Annotated in this window: 14 protein-coding genes; 7 read left to right on the plus strand and 7 right to left on the minus strand. The window is 72.2% G+C overall.

Annotated elements, in window-relative coordinates:
* Positions 1–47: 47 nt before the first annotated feature.
* Positions 48–2,312 carry a glycoside hydrolase family 3 C-terminal domain-containing protein gene (locus tag H4W80_RS07720; RefSeq protein ID WP_192784432.1) on the minus strand — a complete coding sequence of 755 codons (2,265 nt, stop codon included), beginning with the start codon at positions 2,310–2,312 and terminating at the stop codon, positions 48–50.
* 124 nt (positions 2,313–2,436) lie between these two features.
* Here H4W80_RS07720 and H4W80_RS07725 point away from each other — a divergent pair, with 124 nt between their 5' ends.
* On the plus strand, positions 2,437–3,426 hold the full coding sequence (locus tag H4W80_RS07725) for a LacI family DNA-binding transcriptional regulator (protein WP_225963312.1): 990 nt from the start codon (positions 2,437–2,439) through the stop codon (positions 3,424–3,426).
* A gap of 7 nt (positions 3,427–3,433) precedes the next feature.
* On the opposite strand, the gene H4W80_RS07730 is transcribed toward H4W80_RS07725, so the two are convergent.
* The 3 genes from H4W80_RS07730 to H4W80_RS07740 are packed head-to-tail and all read right to left on the minus strand — an operon-like array spanning position 3,434 to position 7,180.
* Positions 3,434–4,777: an MFS transporter gene (locus H4W80_RS07730; protein ID WP_192784433.1), complete on the minus strand. Its 1,344-nt coding sequence runs from the start codon at positions 4,775–4,777 to the stop codon at positions 3,434–3,436.
* 43 nt (positions 4,778–4,820) lie between these two features.
* A complete protein-coding gene (locus H4W80_RS07735; RefSeq protein ID WP_192784434.1) occupies positions 4,821–6,590 on the minus strand; it encodes a sulfatase in 1,770 nt (589 codons plus the stop codon).
* A complete protein-coding gene (locus tag H4W80_RS07740; protein ID WP_192784435.1) occupies positions 6,587–7,180 on the minus strand; it encodes a PadR family transcriptional regulator in 594 nt (197 codons plus the stop codon). Before H4W80_RS07740 ends, H4W80_RS07735 begins: the two co-directional genes overlap by 4 nt.
* A gap of 66 nt (positions 7,181–7,246) precedes the next feature.
* Between H4W80_RS07740 and H4W80_RS07745 the strand changes: the two genes are divergently transcribed.
* A complete protein-coding gene (locus H4W80_RS07745; RefSeq protein ID WP_318786751.1) occupies positions 7,247–8,206 on the plus strand; it encodes a formylglycine-generating enzyme family protein in 960 nt (319 codons plus the stop codon).
* Between the two features lie 152 nt (positions 8,207–8,358).
* Here the strand turns inward: H4W80_RS07745 and H4W80_RS07750 are convergent, their stop codons facing one another.
* Positions 8,359–8,991, minus strand: a complete 633-nt coding sequence (locus H4W80_RS07750) for a LysE family translocator (RefSeq protein WP_192784437.1) — start codon at positions 8,989–8,991, stop codon at positions 8,359–8,361.
* Positions 8,992–9,098: 107 nt separating this feature from the next.
* On the opposite strand from H4W80_RS07750, the gene H4W80_RS07755 reads away from it, so the two are divergent.
* Positions 9,099–9,884, plus strand: coding sequence for a helix-turn-helix domain-containing protein (locus H4W80_RS07755; RefSeq protein WP_192784438.1), 786 nt, complete (start codon positions 9,099–9,101; stop codon positions 9,882–9,884).
* A gap of 4 nt (positions 9,885–9,888) precedes the next feature.
* On the opposite strand, the gene H4W80_RS07760 is transcribed toward H4W80_RS07755, so the two are convergent.
* Positions 9,889–10,260 (minus strand): DUF4345 family protein, encoded by a 372-nt coding sequence (locus H4W80_RS07760; RefSeq protein ID WP_192784439.1) that lies wholly within the window; start codon positions 10,258–10,260, stop codon positions 9,889–9,891.
* Between H4W80_RS07760 and H4W80_RS07765 the strand changes: the two genes are divergently transcribed.
* The 4 genes from H4W80_RS07765 (at position 10,259) to H4W80_RS07780 (ending at position 13,393) form a co-directional block, all read left to right on the plus strand.
* On the plus strand, positions 10,259–10,435 hold the full coding sequence (locus tag H4W80_RS07765) for a hypothetical protein (protein ID WP_192784440.1): 177 nt from the start codon (positions 10,259–10,261) through the stop codon (positions 10,433–10,435). The two genes, H4W80_RS07760 and H4W80_RS07765, sit on opposite strands and share 2 nt — an antisense overlap.
* On the plus strand, positions 10,420–11,250 hold the full coding sequence (locus H4W80_RS07770) for a TIGR02452 family protein (RefSeq protein WP_192784441.1): 831 nt from the start codon (positions 10,420–10,422) through the stop codon (positions 11,248–11,250). The genes H4W80_RS07765 and H4W80_RS07770 overlap by 16 nt, the downstream gene beginning before the upstream one ends.
* Before the next feature lie 41 nt (positions 11,251–11,291).
* Positions 11,292–12,068, plus strand: coding sequence for a nucleotidyltransferase family protein (locus H4W80_RS07775; protein WP_192784442.1), 777 nt, complete (start codon positions 11,292–11,294; stop codon positions 12,066–12,068).
* Positions 12,069–12,172: 104 nt separating this feature from the next.
* Positions 12,173–13,393, plus strand: coding sequence for a cytochrome P450 (locus H4W80_RS07780; RefSeq protein ID WP_225963313.1), 1,221 nt, complete (start codon positions 12,173–12,175; stop codon positions 13,391–13,393).
* 47 nt (positions 13,394–13,440) lie between these two features.
* On the opposite strand, the gene nuoH is transcribed toward H4W80_RS07780, so the two are convergent.
* Positions 13,441–14,721: an NADH-quinone oxidoreductase subunit NuoH gene (gene nuoH, locus H4W80_RS07785; protein WP_192784444.1), complete on the minus strand. Its 1,281-nt coding sequence runs from the start codon at positions 14,719–14,721 to the stop codon at positions 13,441–13,443.
* Positions 14,722–14,756: the final 35 nt, after the last annotated feature.

The raw sequence follows: 14,756 nt of genomic DNA on the forward strand, positions 1-14,756 counted from the left end.
GCCGCGCGGCGGCCTCCTCCCGAGGAGATCGCCGCGCGGCCGACCGCTCAGCCCGCCGGGGTGTCGGAGTTCGCCATCCGCAGCAGGTCGTCCATGGACGGCGGCTGCTGCCCGCCCTGGGAGGCGCCCATGCTGAGCAGGGTCGCCAGCGGGATCTGGGCGATCAGCGCCTGGCTGGCCGGGTCGGTGAAGAAGCTCGGCTCGCCGTCCCCGGCCTTCAGCAGGACCTCCTCGACGATCTTCCGGCCACGGGGATGGGCCAGCCATTCCTGAAGCGTGCCGTCCGCCGTGAGCGCGGCCTGCGGCGGCTCCACGTCCAGGTGGACGCGCTGCTCCAGGAGCAGGTCACGGGAGGAGCGGCCGACGTGCACGCCGTACTCGCCGGGCTCGGCCACCCACCGCCCGTGCCGGGTGCTCCAGTAGCTGAAGGCCCGGGCGTCGAGCTCGATCGTCACGCGGGCGCTCTCGCCGGGGGCCAGGCGGACCTTGCGGAAGCCGCGCAGCTCGCGTTCGGGACGGTCCACGCCGGCGACGGGGTCGCTGACGTACACCTGCACGACCTCGGCGCCCTGCCGCGTGCCGGTGTTCGTCACCGTGACCTCGACGCGGGCCTCGGCCCGTGCGGGGTCGGGGACGTGCACGGCCAGGTCGGAGTAGGCGAAAGTGGTGTACGACAGCCCGAACCCGAACGGGAAGGCCACGTCCCGCCCGGTGCGGTCGTACCAGCGGTAGCCGATGTAGAGGCGCTCGCCGTAGAGCACCTGGCCCTCCGAGCCTGGCCAGTTGACGTGCGCGGGCGTGTCGGACAGCCGGTGCGGGACGGTCTCCGCCAGCCGGCCGGAGGGGTCGGCGTGCCCGAAGATCAGGTCGGCCGCGGCGCCGCCGCCCGCCTGGCCCGGCAGCCACATCTCCAGCAGGGCGGCCGCGTGCTCGGTGAGCGGGCCGGTCAGCACGACGCCGCCGTTGCTCAGCACGACCGCGACCGACGGGTTGACCGCGGCCACCGCTTCGAGCAGCCGGAGCTGCGCCTCCGGCAGGTCCAGGTCCTCGCGGTCGAAGCCCTCGGACTCGGCCTCCGACGGCTCGCCGAGGAACACCAGGACCGCGGCGGCGCCGCGGGCGGCCTCCACCGCCTCGGCGAGCAGGGCGGCGTCGGGCTCCCCGTCGAGGCGGAACCCGGGCGCGAAGGCGACCTCGCGCGAGGTGGCGGCGCGGATCGCCGTCAGGGCGTCGTCCAGGCGGGTCGGGTTGATGAGGGAGCTGCCGGCGCCCTGGTAGCGCGGGGTGCGCGCGAACTCGCCCAGCACCGCGATCGGGCCGCCGGACTCCGGGTCCAGCGGGAGCAGGCCGCCGTCGTTCTTCAGCAGGACCGCGCACTCGGCCGCGACCCGGCGGGCGAGCGCGTGGTGCGCGTCGAAGTCTGGCGCCGCGTCCGCGCGCCCCTCCCGCAGCCGCTCGTGGGTGCTCACCAGGCGTTCCACGGCGACGTCCAGGACCTCTTCGCTCAGCTCGCCGGCGCGCACGGCCTCGACGATGGCGGCGGCGCTGCGGCCGCCGGTGCCCGGCATCTCCAGGTCCAGGCCGGAGCGGACGGCGGCGACCGGGTCGTGCACCGCGCCCCAGTCGGAGACGACGTAGCCGTCGAAGCCCCACTCCTCGCGCAGGACCGTCGTGAGCAGCCAGGGGTTCTCCGAGGCGTACACGCCGTTGACCCGGTTGTACGAGCACATGATCGTGGCCGGGCGCGCCTCGCGGACGACGTGCTCGAACGCGCGCAGGTAGATCTCCCGCAGGGTGCGCTCGTCCACTTCCGCGCTGACGCGCATGCGGTCGGTCTCCTGGTTGTTGGCCGCGAAGTGCTTGACCGACGCGCCGACGCCGCGCGACTGCAGGCCCGCGACCCACGCCGCGCCCATGACGCCGGCCAGCAGCGGGTCCTCGGCGAAATACTCGAAGTTGCGCCCGCACAGCGGGGAGCGCTTCATGTTGACGCCCGGGCCGAGCAGCACGTCCACGCCGAGCGCCCTGGCCTCGACCGCGAGCGCCTCCCCGACCTCGCGCAGGAGGCCGTCGTCCCATGACGAGCCCAGTGCCGCCGCGGTGGGGAACGCCGTGGCGGGCATGCTGTCGGCGAGCCCGAGGTGATCGACCCCGGCCCGCTGCAGGCGTACGCCGTGGGGGCCGTCGGTGAGCAGCGCGGCCGGCACGCCCGCGTGCGACACCTCCGCGGTCGTCCAGAAACTGGCGCCGGACACGAGCCGCGCCTTCTCCTCGAGCGTGAGCCGTTCGACGACGGAGCGTCCGTCGGTCATGTCGTGACCTTCCTGTCCTGCGGGGATGAGCGGAAGCTAGCGCGCGCTAGCTGCCAGCCATGCGACGCTAACCTTGGGGCACTAGCGCGCGCAAGTGCCAGATCGGGGAAACGGGAGGGCGGCCATGGGCGGACGGGCACGGCGGGTGACGGCGAGCGACATCGCGCGGTCCCTGGGGATCTCCCGGGCCACGGTGGGCTTCGTCATCAACGACACCCCGGGCCAGACGATCTCGGAGGCCACCCGGCGCAAGGTGCTCGCCGAGGCCGCGCGCCTGGGCTACCGCCCGCACGCCGCCGCCAGGGCGCTGGCCCGGGGCAGCAACCGCATCGTCCTGTTCATCCTGCCCGACTGGCCGGTGGAGCACAGCCTGCGCCGCTACCTGGAGGAGGCGACCCTCGTCCTGGACCGCGCCGGCTACTCGCTGGTGACCTGGACCCGGCACGCGGGCGGCCGTTCCCGCCCGCTGTGGGAGACGCTCGACCCCGACCTCGTCGTCCCGGTCCTCCCCCTCCCCCGCGATGACCTCGACGTCCTGCGCCGGGAGGCGGGCGCGCGGCTGCTTCTCGGCGGCGACGAGCCCTCCGAGCTGCACGAGGTGCCGTCCCTGCGGGCCGGGCCGGCCCTCCAGGTGGACCATCTCCACGAGCGCGGGCACGCCCGGCTGGCCGTCGCCCTCACGGACGACCCGCGCCTGGAGCTGCTCGCCGGCCTGCGCGCCTCTCTCGCGCGGGCGCGGGCCGCGGAGCTCGGCCTCGAGATCGCCGACGTGCGGACGGTCTCCGGCGAGGACGGCTCCGCGGCCGATGCCGTTCGGGACTGGGTGGACGCCGGCGTCACCGGGGTGGTCGCCTACAACGACGACATCGGCGCCGCCGTCGTGGGGGCGGCCGTGCGCGCGGGGATCGCCGTGCCCGGCCGCCTCGCGGTGGTCGGGCACGACGACAGCCCCCTGGCCCGGCTGCTGGTGCCCGCGCTGACGAGCGTGCGCGTGGACGTGGCGGGTCTGGGCAGGTACGCCGCCCATCGCGCGCTGCACGCCCTCGGCGTGGAGGAGACGCCCCCGGCCGAGCCCGACGTCCGGGCCGGTGTGGTTCACCGGGAGACGTCGTGACTGGGCGTCAGTCCGCGAGTGCCTGGCTGCGGCGGAGTTCGAGCTGCCGGGCCACCCGGGCGGTGTCGCGCGGGTAGGTGACGTACAGGACGGAGAGCAGGAGGCCGTTGACGATCATCAGGATGACCAGCACCCACAGGAACACGCCCTGGATGCCGAGCGTCGCCGCCAGCGAGCCCGCCATGAGCGAGAACAGCGCCCAGGCGATGGTCTCGAACACCGTCAGCCAGATCGCGTACGCCTGCCCGCGCAGCTCCGGCAGCACGACGCCGGCCACGATGGGCCGGTTGACCGGCGGGTTCAGGCCCTGGCAGGCACCCAGCAGGGCCCAGAAGACCGCGTAGGTGGCGATCGCCTCGTACCGGAACTGCGTGCCGAAGAAGGCGATGACGGCGAACAGGATCTGGGCCAGTTGCAGGACCAGGACGCGCCCCCTGCCCGGCATGAGCCGGTCGAGCCGGGGCAGGACGAATCCGGCGCTCAGCGTGGCGACGCTGTAGCCGAGGCCGAACGGGAGCGCCACCAGGATGGCGGTGGCGTTGTCGATGCCGCGCTCGGTGACCAGGAACTGCACGCCGAAGATGGCGATCAGCAGGTGGCCCGACAGGAGCCGGCTCACCATCATCACGGTGTAGGTGGGGATGCGGAACAGCCCGGCCACGGAGGCGACGGTGACCTTCGCCTTCGTCCGGTCCTCGCCGGCCAGGTCGGCGAGCTGCTTCTCGGAGGACCCGATGCCCGGATCGGTGAAGAAGGCGGCCACGACGAGGCCGGCTGCGACGCAGACGCCGCCGAGGGTCCACAGCGCCCAGCGCCAGCCGTCCTCGAGCCCGACGAAGACGGCCATGACCGGCCCGAGGACGATGGCGGCGAGCTGGATCGTGCCGAAGAAGATCCCGTTCGCCCGGGCCCGATGCTCGTCGGCGAAGGAGTCGGCGATGACGGCCATGGCGATGGGCGAGCCGCCGATCACCGCGGCGGACATGAGGGTGCAGCAGATGAGGAGCTGGACGAAGTTCTGGGAGAAACCGGCGGCGATGCCGAACAGGCCGCCGGTCACCGTCGTGGCGACCAGCGCGCCACGACGGCCGATCCTGCTGGACAACCAGACCCAGAACGGGCCGGCCGGAACGCTGGCGATCTTGCCGAGCGCCGCGATGACGCCCAGATGACCGCTGTCGAGCCGGAGCGCGGCCGCGAGCGTGGGGAAGACGGTGTTGATGAGACCGGCTTCGGTGTTGTCGACGACGCTCACGCCGGAGAGGACGGCGAGATTGCGCCAGCGATGGGGGACGTTGGCGGCCTGAGCCGCTCCTGGCTGTACGGACGCGGTGGAGGCGCTGGCATCCATGCGGTGCCCCTGTCTGCAGTGTTGCGATAGAGAGAGCGTCGCCTCAGTCGGAGGAGGCGGCGGGTGTTGCCGAGAGAAGGCCGAACTGCTCGTCGATGCGGCGCAGGACCGCGGCGGGCACGAAGCCGAGACGGGCGAGGTCCAGCAGGCTCATGGGGGCGGGGGCGGCGAGCAGCTCCGACTGCACCAGGGCCGGGGCCTCCTGCGCGAGGACGTCCTTGGCGCCGGCGACGCCCAGCAGCTCCAGGATCGGCGTGCGGAGCAGGGCGGGGGCCTGGAAGTCCGTCTCCGCGGGCAGCGGCACGGCGACGGCCGCCGCGCGCTCGCGCTGCTCGCGGACCAGCAGGTGCTCGCGGGTGACCGCGCCCTCACGCGGGATGCCCAGGCGCTCGAACTGGCTGGGCGGGGCGTCGTTGCCGACCATGAGCCGGCGCAGCAGCTCGATCATCCGCAGCTCCACGTCGTCGTCCACGATCGGGCTCTCCTGCGCCGGATCCTCGTGCAGGTCGAACAGCAGCGTGCCGTGCCGCCACGGGTTCATCCAGCTCGGCGAGGCGGGCATCCGCATCGTGCGCAGGCCCTTGGTGAAGGCGAACGGCTCGGCCGGCTCCCACTCCCTCAGCTCCGCCACCGAGAACCGGGCGCGCATGTGCGTGGGCATGAGCGTGAACTCCTCCAGCGGCCCGTTGGCCGCCTCCCTGGCCGCGCGCATGTAGACGTAGCGGCCGTCGGTGACGTTCACGTGCCCGCCGTGGATGCCGAACAGCGCGCCCTCCCGCAGCGGCCCGTCCTGGGCGAGGTCCGCGCCCTGCATGTCAGGGGTGGGCTCCAGGCCGAAGTAGCGCAGCACGGTCGGCGCGATGTCGATGGTCTGCGCCAGCTCGCCCCGCCGCAGGTCCCGCCCGCCGGTCCGCGGGTCCCACAGGAACATCGGCAGGTGCACCAGCTCGTTGAACCACGGCATCACCGACTTGGCCCACCAGCCGTGCTCGCCCAGCAGGAAACCGTGATCGGTGTTGACGACGAGCAGGGTGTCGTCCCACATGCCGTGCTCGTCCATGAAGTCCAGGACGCGGCCGAGCGAGCGGTCGCACATCGACACCAGCGCGGCGTACTCCATGCGGGCGTGCTCGACCTGCTCGTTCGGCTCCAGCACCTTCTGGTACGGCGGCCAGTCGAACGCGGGCCCGTCATAGTCGTGCGGGTAACGGTCCTTGTAGTGCTGGTGGGTGAAGAACGGCTCGTGCGGGTCGAACAGCTCGATCTGCAGCAACCACCGGTCGGCGTCGGCGTTGGTCTCCAGGAAGTGCAGCCCCGCGTCGACGGTCAGGGTCTGGGAGTGCTCGGCCTCGGTCGGCATGTACGTGCGATTGATCACGTCCTGCCGTTTCATGGCCCCGTACGGGCTCGCAGACCCGCCGTCGCCGCCGGCCACGCCCTTCCACGGGTCGCCCTCCTGGCCCCGGAAGAACTCCCAGGTGCTGTAGCGGGTGTGGTAGGTCGCGCCGCCGTCCTCCCAGTAGTGCGGGTGGTCGGAGACCAGGTGCGCGTGCACGCCCGCCCGCTTGAGCAGCTCCGGCATCGAGTCGTCGAACGGCTCCAGCGGGCCCCAGCTGCGGTGCAGGAAGTTGTACCGGCCGGTGTGCATCTCGCGCCGCGCCGGCATGCACGGCAGCGACCCGGCGTAGAAGTTGTCGAACGTCACGGCCTTGGCCGCCAGCCGCGCGAAGTTGGGCGCGTCGACGAAGGTGTCGGCGTAAGGGGCGAGCATGTGCCGGTTCAGGCTGTCGAACATGAGGATGACGGCTCTCATCGCGTCGCCTCCTCGGCGTGGTCGGCGTTGATCGGCTCTCCGTCGAGGAGCCGGCGGCGCAGCTCGACCAGTGAGGCGATGTGGCGGTCCATCGCCTCGGCCCCGCGCCGGTGGAGCCACTCGTCCATCTGGCCGCCGAGCTCGACGTCGTAGCCCCGCGGCGGCTCGTCGAACCGGCTGCGGTCACGATGGCGGTACCGCGCGACCTCGGCGACCCGGGTGTTGATCTCGACGTCGAGGATGCCGATCACCTGCTCGACCGTCATGAACCCGGCACTGCCCAGCCGCGCGTACAGGTCGGGGTCCTGGAAGCGGGTGGGCGGGTTGTAGGGGCGCGTCAGCCAGTCGGTGAAGACCGTGTGGCCCTCTTCGGTCACGTGGTAGCGCTTGGCGTTGCTCGCCCCGGGGCGCTCCTCGATCGTGTGCTCGACCCAGCCGCGCTCCTCCATCGCCGCCAGCGTCCGGTACGCCTGGCTCATGGTCGTGTTCGAGCGCATGAACCGGCCGTGCGTGTCGAAGAACCTCTTCAGCTCATAGCCGGTGCTGGGGCGACTGAGCAGCGCGCCGAGCAGCAGAATCTCAAGCTTCATCAAATGTGCCCGTCCTTGTAACGGAGCTAACCGTGCCACAAGTGGAATGGTGATACCATGACACAAGTGGCACACCCTGTCGATAGGTCCGGCTCCTCTTCCTGCTGCGCGCCGCACCTGGCGGCTTCCCCGGGTCGCGAGCCGATTCCGGCCGGGCGCGGCGCCCATCCGATCGAGCAGTGCCACGTCGGGGCCGGCGTCTTCCGCATGGGCGACCCCTTCGGCGACGGCCTGGCCGGGGACGGCGAGACGCCGGCGCACGAGGTGTCGCTCGACGCGTTCGACATCGACGCGACCGCCGTCACCAACGCCGACTTCGCCCGCTTCGCCGACGACACGGGATATCGCACCGAGGCGGAGCTCGCGGGGCTGTCGGCGGTCTTCCACACGCTGGTCCACCCGCGGGCGGAGGTGGTCGGCAGGTCGCCCCGCGCCCCCTGGTGGCTCGGCGTCGCGGGCGCCGACTGGCGGCACCCGGAAGGCCCGCGGTCCGGCATCCTCGGGCGGGAGGACCATCCCGTCGTCCACGTGACCTGGCACGACGCCCGGGCCTACTGCGCCTGGGCCGGGCGGCGCCTGCCCACGGAGGCCGAGTGGGAGCGCGCTTCACGCGGCGGCCTCGAAGGCGCCCGCTACCCGTGGGGCGACGACCTCCTCGACGCCCACGGCAACTGGCGGGCCAACATCTGGCAGGGCTCGTTCCCTGATCACGACACCGCCGAGGACGGCTGGCCGGGCACCGCGCCCGTGCGCACGTTCGCGCCGAACGGCTTCGGGCTCTGGCAGACCGTGGGCAACGTCTGGGAGTGGTGCGACGACCCGTTCGACCCGCGCGCGTACGCGAAACGGGCCAGGGGGCCGGTCCACGACCCGCGTCCCCGGGTCGCCCCGGCGCTCCGGGTCCTGCGCGGCGGCTCGTACCTGTGCCACGACTCCTACTGCAACCGCTACCGCAACGCCGCCAGATCGTCGAACACGCCCGACTCCAGCATGGGCAACGCGGGCTTTCGCACGGTGGCGCTCTGAGGCGGTGGCCGGTCCTGACGGGCCCCCAGTTCGCGGTCCTCACCGCGCTCGACCACCGTCCGGGCGTCGATCAGGGCTCGCCGGCCTCGCCGGGTGCTGCGCGAGCTGACGGCGTGTACGGTACGATCGTCTCGGGCCGGCGATCGCGAAGGTCACTCGGTGGCCACGCGGACTCCGAGCGCGATCAGGGTGGCGCCGAGGAGGGCCTCCTGGACGCGCCGGACGCGCCGGGAGCGGAGCAGGTGACGAATCCGGTGAACGCTCAGGGCGGTCAGGCCCAGCCCGGTCATGCTGAAGGCCACGGCGATCATCGCCAGCCCCAGGGCGACCGGCACGGCCTGGCCCGGCGAGCCGACCGGCACGAACTGCGGGAGAGCCGCCAGGAAGAACAGGGTGGCCTTCGGATTCGTGAGATTCGTCAGGAGCCCCTGCAGGAAGGGCGTGCCGCGCCGTCCGGGCTCGGTGAGGGCCGGGACGGCGGCACCGTGCGCGGGGCCGATGCGCCAGGCCGCCCACAGCGAGCGGAGGCCGAGGCCGACCAGCACCACCGCACCGGTGAACTTGACGAGCGCGAACAGCGCCTCGCTGCGCAGCAACAGCTCCGCCAGGCCGAACGCGACCAGCGTGGCGTGCACGAAGAGCCCCGCCGCGCAACCGAGCGCCGTGCGGATGCCCGCCGACCGGCCGAACTTCATCGTGCTGCGGACGACCACGGCGGTGTCGAGACCGGGCGTGATCGTGATCAGCAGGCACAGGCCGATGAAGGGCATCAGATGATCGGTCATCACCCGATTGTGCCGCAGGACGACGCGGCGCGGCCCCCACGGGCGAACATAGGCGAACATGAGCGCCGTATCCTCCGATGAACGTTCCGAATCTGCGGGAGACGTCGATGTCAGCGCTTTCACGGACCGGTCGCGACAGGGAGGCGGCGGTGTGGCTGTGGCCCGGCCGCGCCCTGTACGCCGGGCCGTCCCTGCGACTGGGCCCGCACTCCGGCGCGGTGGCGTGCGTGGCCGTCGGCGTGGACGCGCCCTTCGCCGTACGGCGCACGCCCGGCGGCGAGCTGCGGGCGCGGACCGCTCTCGTCCCGCCGCGCATCCGGCACCACCTCACGGCGGGCGGCGACCGCATGGTCTTCCTCTACCTCGACCCGGGCTCGGCCGAGGACCGGGCGTGCCGGGCCAGATTCACCGCCGGCGACGACGGCGTCCTGACCGGGCACGAAGCCGAGGCCGGCCTGCTGGTCCGGGCGGCGGCCATCTCCGCGCACAGCCCGGACCGGCAGATCACCGCCTGGACGGACGAGGCCACCGGCCGCACGACGGCCTCGTTCACCGATCCCCGGATCGCCGCCGCCCTGCGCCGCCTGATCGGCGCGGACGAGCCCCTGCCCGCCGCACTGCTGGCCGCCGAGCTGGGGCTGTCGGAGTCACGCTTCCTGCGGCTGTTCAGGGAACGTACGGGCACCTCGTACCGGCGGTTCCGGCTGTGGGCGCAGATGCACCGGGCCGCCCGCGCGCTCGCCGCGGGCGAGAACCTCACCCGCGCCGCGGCCGACGGCTACTTCGCCAGCCCATCCCACTTCAGCACCGCGTTCCACGCGATGTTCGGCCTGCCCCCGAGCGACCTGCTCGCCCGGCGTCTCACGATCCGGTGCCTGGATCCCCTGGTGTGACGGCTCACCAGGCGACGGCGGCCAGCAGCGCGCCACCGCCCGCGGCCTCCACCCAGAAATACAGCCACGAGGGGTAGAACGCCGACGGCCGCTCGACCGACCGCGCCACCAGCCGGCCGGCGGCCATGCCCAGCAGGGACACGGCGACTGCCACGACCACGCCGGTCCGCATCCCGCCCGCGCCGGCCGCCGCGACCAGCAGCAGGCCCGCGACGGCCACGCCGAAGCCGCCGTACACGGCGCGGACCTCGGTCCGCGCCTCGGCCGAGTCGGCCACGATCCGGAACGGCCTGATCAGCGCGGCAGGCGCGAGGAGGCCGTAAACGCCCATCCCGAGGAAGAAGACCGCCGCGGCGGCGATCACGACAGTCGACATGAAAGTGCTCCTCAACGTCACGGCAGCTTGCCCGGCCAGGACAGCGTGCCGCTCGCGCACCGCCCCCGGCTTTCACCAACCCGCCGCGGTCGGGGCCGCTCAGATCGTGCCGCAAAACCGTTCGATCGCGGCGGTGGTCACGATCTACGATGAGGCCGCGTGGGCAACAGATTGAGCGGTGTCGCGACGGTCAACGAGCGGATCGCCACCGACGGGCACTACACCGCCGAGGACGGCACCCTCGTCACCGTGGGCCCCGCGCTGGCGGCCGCGGTCTCGGGCACGGTGAGCCATCCGCCGGACGAGCCGATCGCGGCGCCGACCCCCGGCGGCCACCGCACGTCTTTCGAGGTCACCGCGGAAGGCAGCCTGCAGGCCGCGCGGCGGCTGCACCTGGCGGGCGCCGAACGGATCGCCGTGCTGAACTTCGCCTCGGCCCGCAACCCCGGCGGCGGCTACCTCGGCGGGGCCAAGGCGCAGGAGGAGGACCTGTGCCGCGCGAGCCTGCTGCACCCCTGCCTGCTGAATGCCCCCGACTACTACGCCGCGCACCGCGCCTCCTCCGACCTGCTCTACAGCCACCGGGTCATCTGGTCTCCCGACGTGCCGGTGCACCGCGACGAGCGCGGCCGGCTGCTCGGTGAGCCGTACCCGGTCTCGTTCCTGACCTCGCCCGCGCCCAACGCCGGGCAGCTGCTGCGGCGCGATCCCGGCGCGGGGCCGCGGATCCGGCGGGCGCTGCACGAGCGTGCCGGGCGCGTGCTGGCGGTCGCCGCGCACCACGGCGCGCGGCAGCTCGTGCTCGGGGCGTGGGGGTGCGGAGTGTTCCGCAACGACCCGCGCGAGGTCGCCGCGGCCTTCCACGCCCACCTGGCCGGGGGCGGGGTGTTCGAACGGGTGGTGTTCGCGGTGTGGGACCGGTCGGAGGAGTCGGTCAACCGGGCCGCGTTCGCCGAACGCTTCGGTGAGCCGGTCACCGGGTCCGGGTGAGCGTGTCGGGGCCGGCGCCGCCAGACGGATAAATTGCGGGGATGACCTTCGACGATCTCATCCCCTCCGCCGGCGAGTCGCCGCCGGTGTCGCGGCCGGTGACCCAGGCCGTGATCCTCGCCGGTGGCAAGGGATCACGCCTGCGCCCTTACACCGACACCCGGCCCAAGCCGATGATCGAGATCCCGGGCACCGGCCTGCCCATCATCGGCCACCAGCTCGAATGGCTGGCGGCGGAGGGGGTGACCGATGCGATCATCTCCTGCGGCTACCTCTCCGAGGTCGTGCTCGACTGGCTGAGCGGCGTGAGCCTGCCGCTCAAGGTGACCCCGGTGATCGAGACCGAAGCGCTGGGGCGTGGTGGCGGGCTGAAGTTCGCCGCCGCCTCCCTGCCCCGCCCGGGTGAGCCCTGGTACGCCACCAACGGCGACATCTGGACCCGCTTCAGCCTGCGCGCCATGGCGGACTTCCACCATGAACGCGACGCCCATGCCACCCTCGCCCTGGCCCGCCCGCGCCTGCCTTGGGGGACCGTCGACATCGACCGCTTCGGCAACGTCCTGGACTTCGTCGAGGCCCCGCCGTCGCCCTATCCGATCAACGCCGGTGTCTACGTCTTCTCCGCCGAGTTCGCCTCGATGCTGCCGGAGGTCGGCGACCATGAGCGCAGCACGTTCCCCCACCTCGCCCGCCGGCGCCGCCTGGCGGGTTACGAGCTGCCTCAAGGGGTCTACTGGCGAGCCATCGACACGGCCAAGGATCTGAACGAGGCCGCCGAGGAGCTGGCCGCCTTCCGCAAGAAGAACCCGGCGCCCTGATCGCGAACGCCACGCCTCAAAAGAGTGCGTGGCGCGTTACTTCATTTTCGCCGCGGTGCCGGGGGAATGTGGACCGTACGCCCATCTCCGCAGGGAGGATGACGTTGTCGACATCCGTGGGCCAGGCACCCACTGCCCCGAACGTGCCGTTCCTCGACGTCCTGGATCCGGCCTTCGACTTCGGCGCCCCCGAGGTCGTCGCGGCCCAGGCGGAAAGCTGGTACGCGACCAGCCCCATCGGCCTGCTCGTGCTGCGCTATGAGCAGGCCAACGACCTCTTACGCGACCGGAGGCTGGACCACAACGGCAAGCGGTACCTGGAGACGAACGGGATCTTCGACGGCCCGATCTACGACTGGTTCGTCCCGATGATCGTCAACCACGAAGGAGAGGATCACCGCCGCCTGCGCCGCCTGACGAGCAAGGCGTTCACCGCGCGCACGGTGGAGAGCCTGCGGCCGTTCATCCGGGAGCAGGCCGAGCAGCTGGCCGAGGGCCTGGCATCGGCCGAGACGTGCGAGTTCGTCGAGGACTTCGGCTCCCGGCTGCCGCTGACGGTCATGTGCCGGTTGCTCGGCGTGCCGCCCGAGGACTTCGACGTCTTCGGCGCCTGGACCAGGGACATCGGCCTGGTCTTCAGCCTCGCGTCCGGCGGCGACGTCGTCGCCAGGGTGGAGGCCGCGGTACGCGGCCTGAACGACTACGCCGACTTTCTCATCGAGGAGAAGTCGGCCAGGCCGACCGACGACCTCAGCTCCGCCCTGGTCGCGGCCTACCATGCCGACGACGGCCGCGTCAGCAGGGACGAGCTGCGCAACCTCCTGGTCACGCTGGTGTTCGGCGCCCAGGACAACACCCGCTACCAGCTCGCCAACGCCATGGTCGTCTTCGCCGAGCACCCCGGCCAGTGGACCCTGCTGGGGCGGCGGCCGGAGCTGGCGGCGCAGGCCGTCGAGGAGGTGATGCGCTGGCTTCCCTCGGCGGGCACCATCTACCGCTTCGCCGCGGAGGACTTCGACTACGAGGGACTGCACATCGCGCGCGAGACGTTCCTCACGATGTGCGTGAGCATCGCCCAGCGCGACCCGCGCGCGCACAAGAACGCCGGCCGGTTCGACATCACGGCGGTCAGGGACAATCCCCCGCTGCAGTTCGGCGCGGGCCCGCACCACTGCCTGGGCGCGGCTCTGGCCCGCGTCGAGATAGGGGAGGCACTGCCCATCCTCGCCGCCCGGCTGGGCCCGCCCTCCGTCGCGGGCCCGATCGCCTGGCAGGGCCCCCTCGGGATCCAGGGCCCGGACACGCTGCCGCTGCGCTTCGGCTGATCGGGACCGGCGGCCCGCCCTCCTCCCGGGGAGGGCGGCGACGCGCCTCACGGCCGGGAGACGCCGTGGTAGTGCGGCAGATCGAGCGGCGGCACCGGGAAGCCGCCCGCCGCCGGCTCTTCGGACAGTTCCTCGAACTCGGCTTCGACCTGGGCCTTCCGGTCCTCCTTGCGCCGCTGGCCGACGGTGTCGAACCGCATCCAGATGGCCAGCCCACCGATCACGATGACCCCGGTCACCCCGAGGGCGATCATCCGGGACTCCTCGTTGAGCATCACGCTGCGCACGCCGGCCACGAGCATGATCCACGCCAGGTTGACGGGGATCAGCACCTTCCAGCCCAGCGACATGAGCTGGTCGTAGCGCACGCGCGGCAGCGAGGCCCGCACCCAGATGATGAAGCTGAAGGTGAGCACGAACTTGATGAGGAACCACAGCACCGGCCAGTAGCCCTGGTTGGCGCCCTCCCACCAGGAGATCGGGATCGGCGCCCGCCAGCCGCCGAGGAACAACGTCACGGCGATGCCCGAGGCGGTGAAGGTGTGCAGGTATTCGCCCATCATGATCAGGGCGAACTTCAGCGACGAGGAGTATTCGGTCTGGAAGCCTCCGACCAGCTCGCCCTCGCCTTCGGGCAGGTCGAACGGGATGCGCGCGGCCTCGCCGAACATGCAGATCACGTAGATCACGAACGACGGGATCAGCAGGAACACGAACCAGGTCTGCCCCTGCGCGTTGACGATCTCCGAGGTGGACAGCGTCCCGGCGAACAGGAAGATGGCCACGAACGACAGGCCCATGGCGATCTCGTACGAGACCACCTGGGCCGCCGAGCGAAGACCGCCCAGCAGCGCGTACGGCGAGCGCGACGACCAACCGGCCAGCACCACGCCGTAGACCGACACCGCGCCCATGGCGAGCATGAACAGCACCGCCACCGGCAGGTCGACCAGCTGCAGCGGCGTCCGCACGCCGAACAGGTTGACCATCCCCGCGAACGGCACGATCGAGAAGGCCAGGAACGCCGGCACCACCATGACGACCGGGGCGAGCAGGTAGAGCACCCGGTCCACCGTGCGCGGGAAGAGGTCCTCCTTCAAGCCCATCTTGATCGCGTCGGCGACCGACTGCAGGAGGCCGAACTTGCCGGCCCGGTTGGGGCCGTACCGGTGCTGCATCCTGGAGATCAGCTTGCGCTCGAACCAGACCCCGAAGACGACTCCCAGCGACAGGAAGAGGAACAGCAGCACGGCCTTGACGATCGTGATCCACAGCGGGTCCTCGCCGAAGTCGGCAAGGGTGGGATCGGCCGCGAGAACGCCTGCCATGACGTGTTGCCCCTTCCTCTCCCCCGGGCGCCCGT

Source organism: Nonomuraea angiospora (assembly GCF_014873145.1).
Lineage (GTDB): Bacteria > Actinomycetota > Actinomycetes > Streptosporangiales > Streptosporangiaceae > Nonomuraea > Nonomuraea angiospora.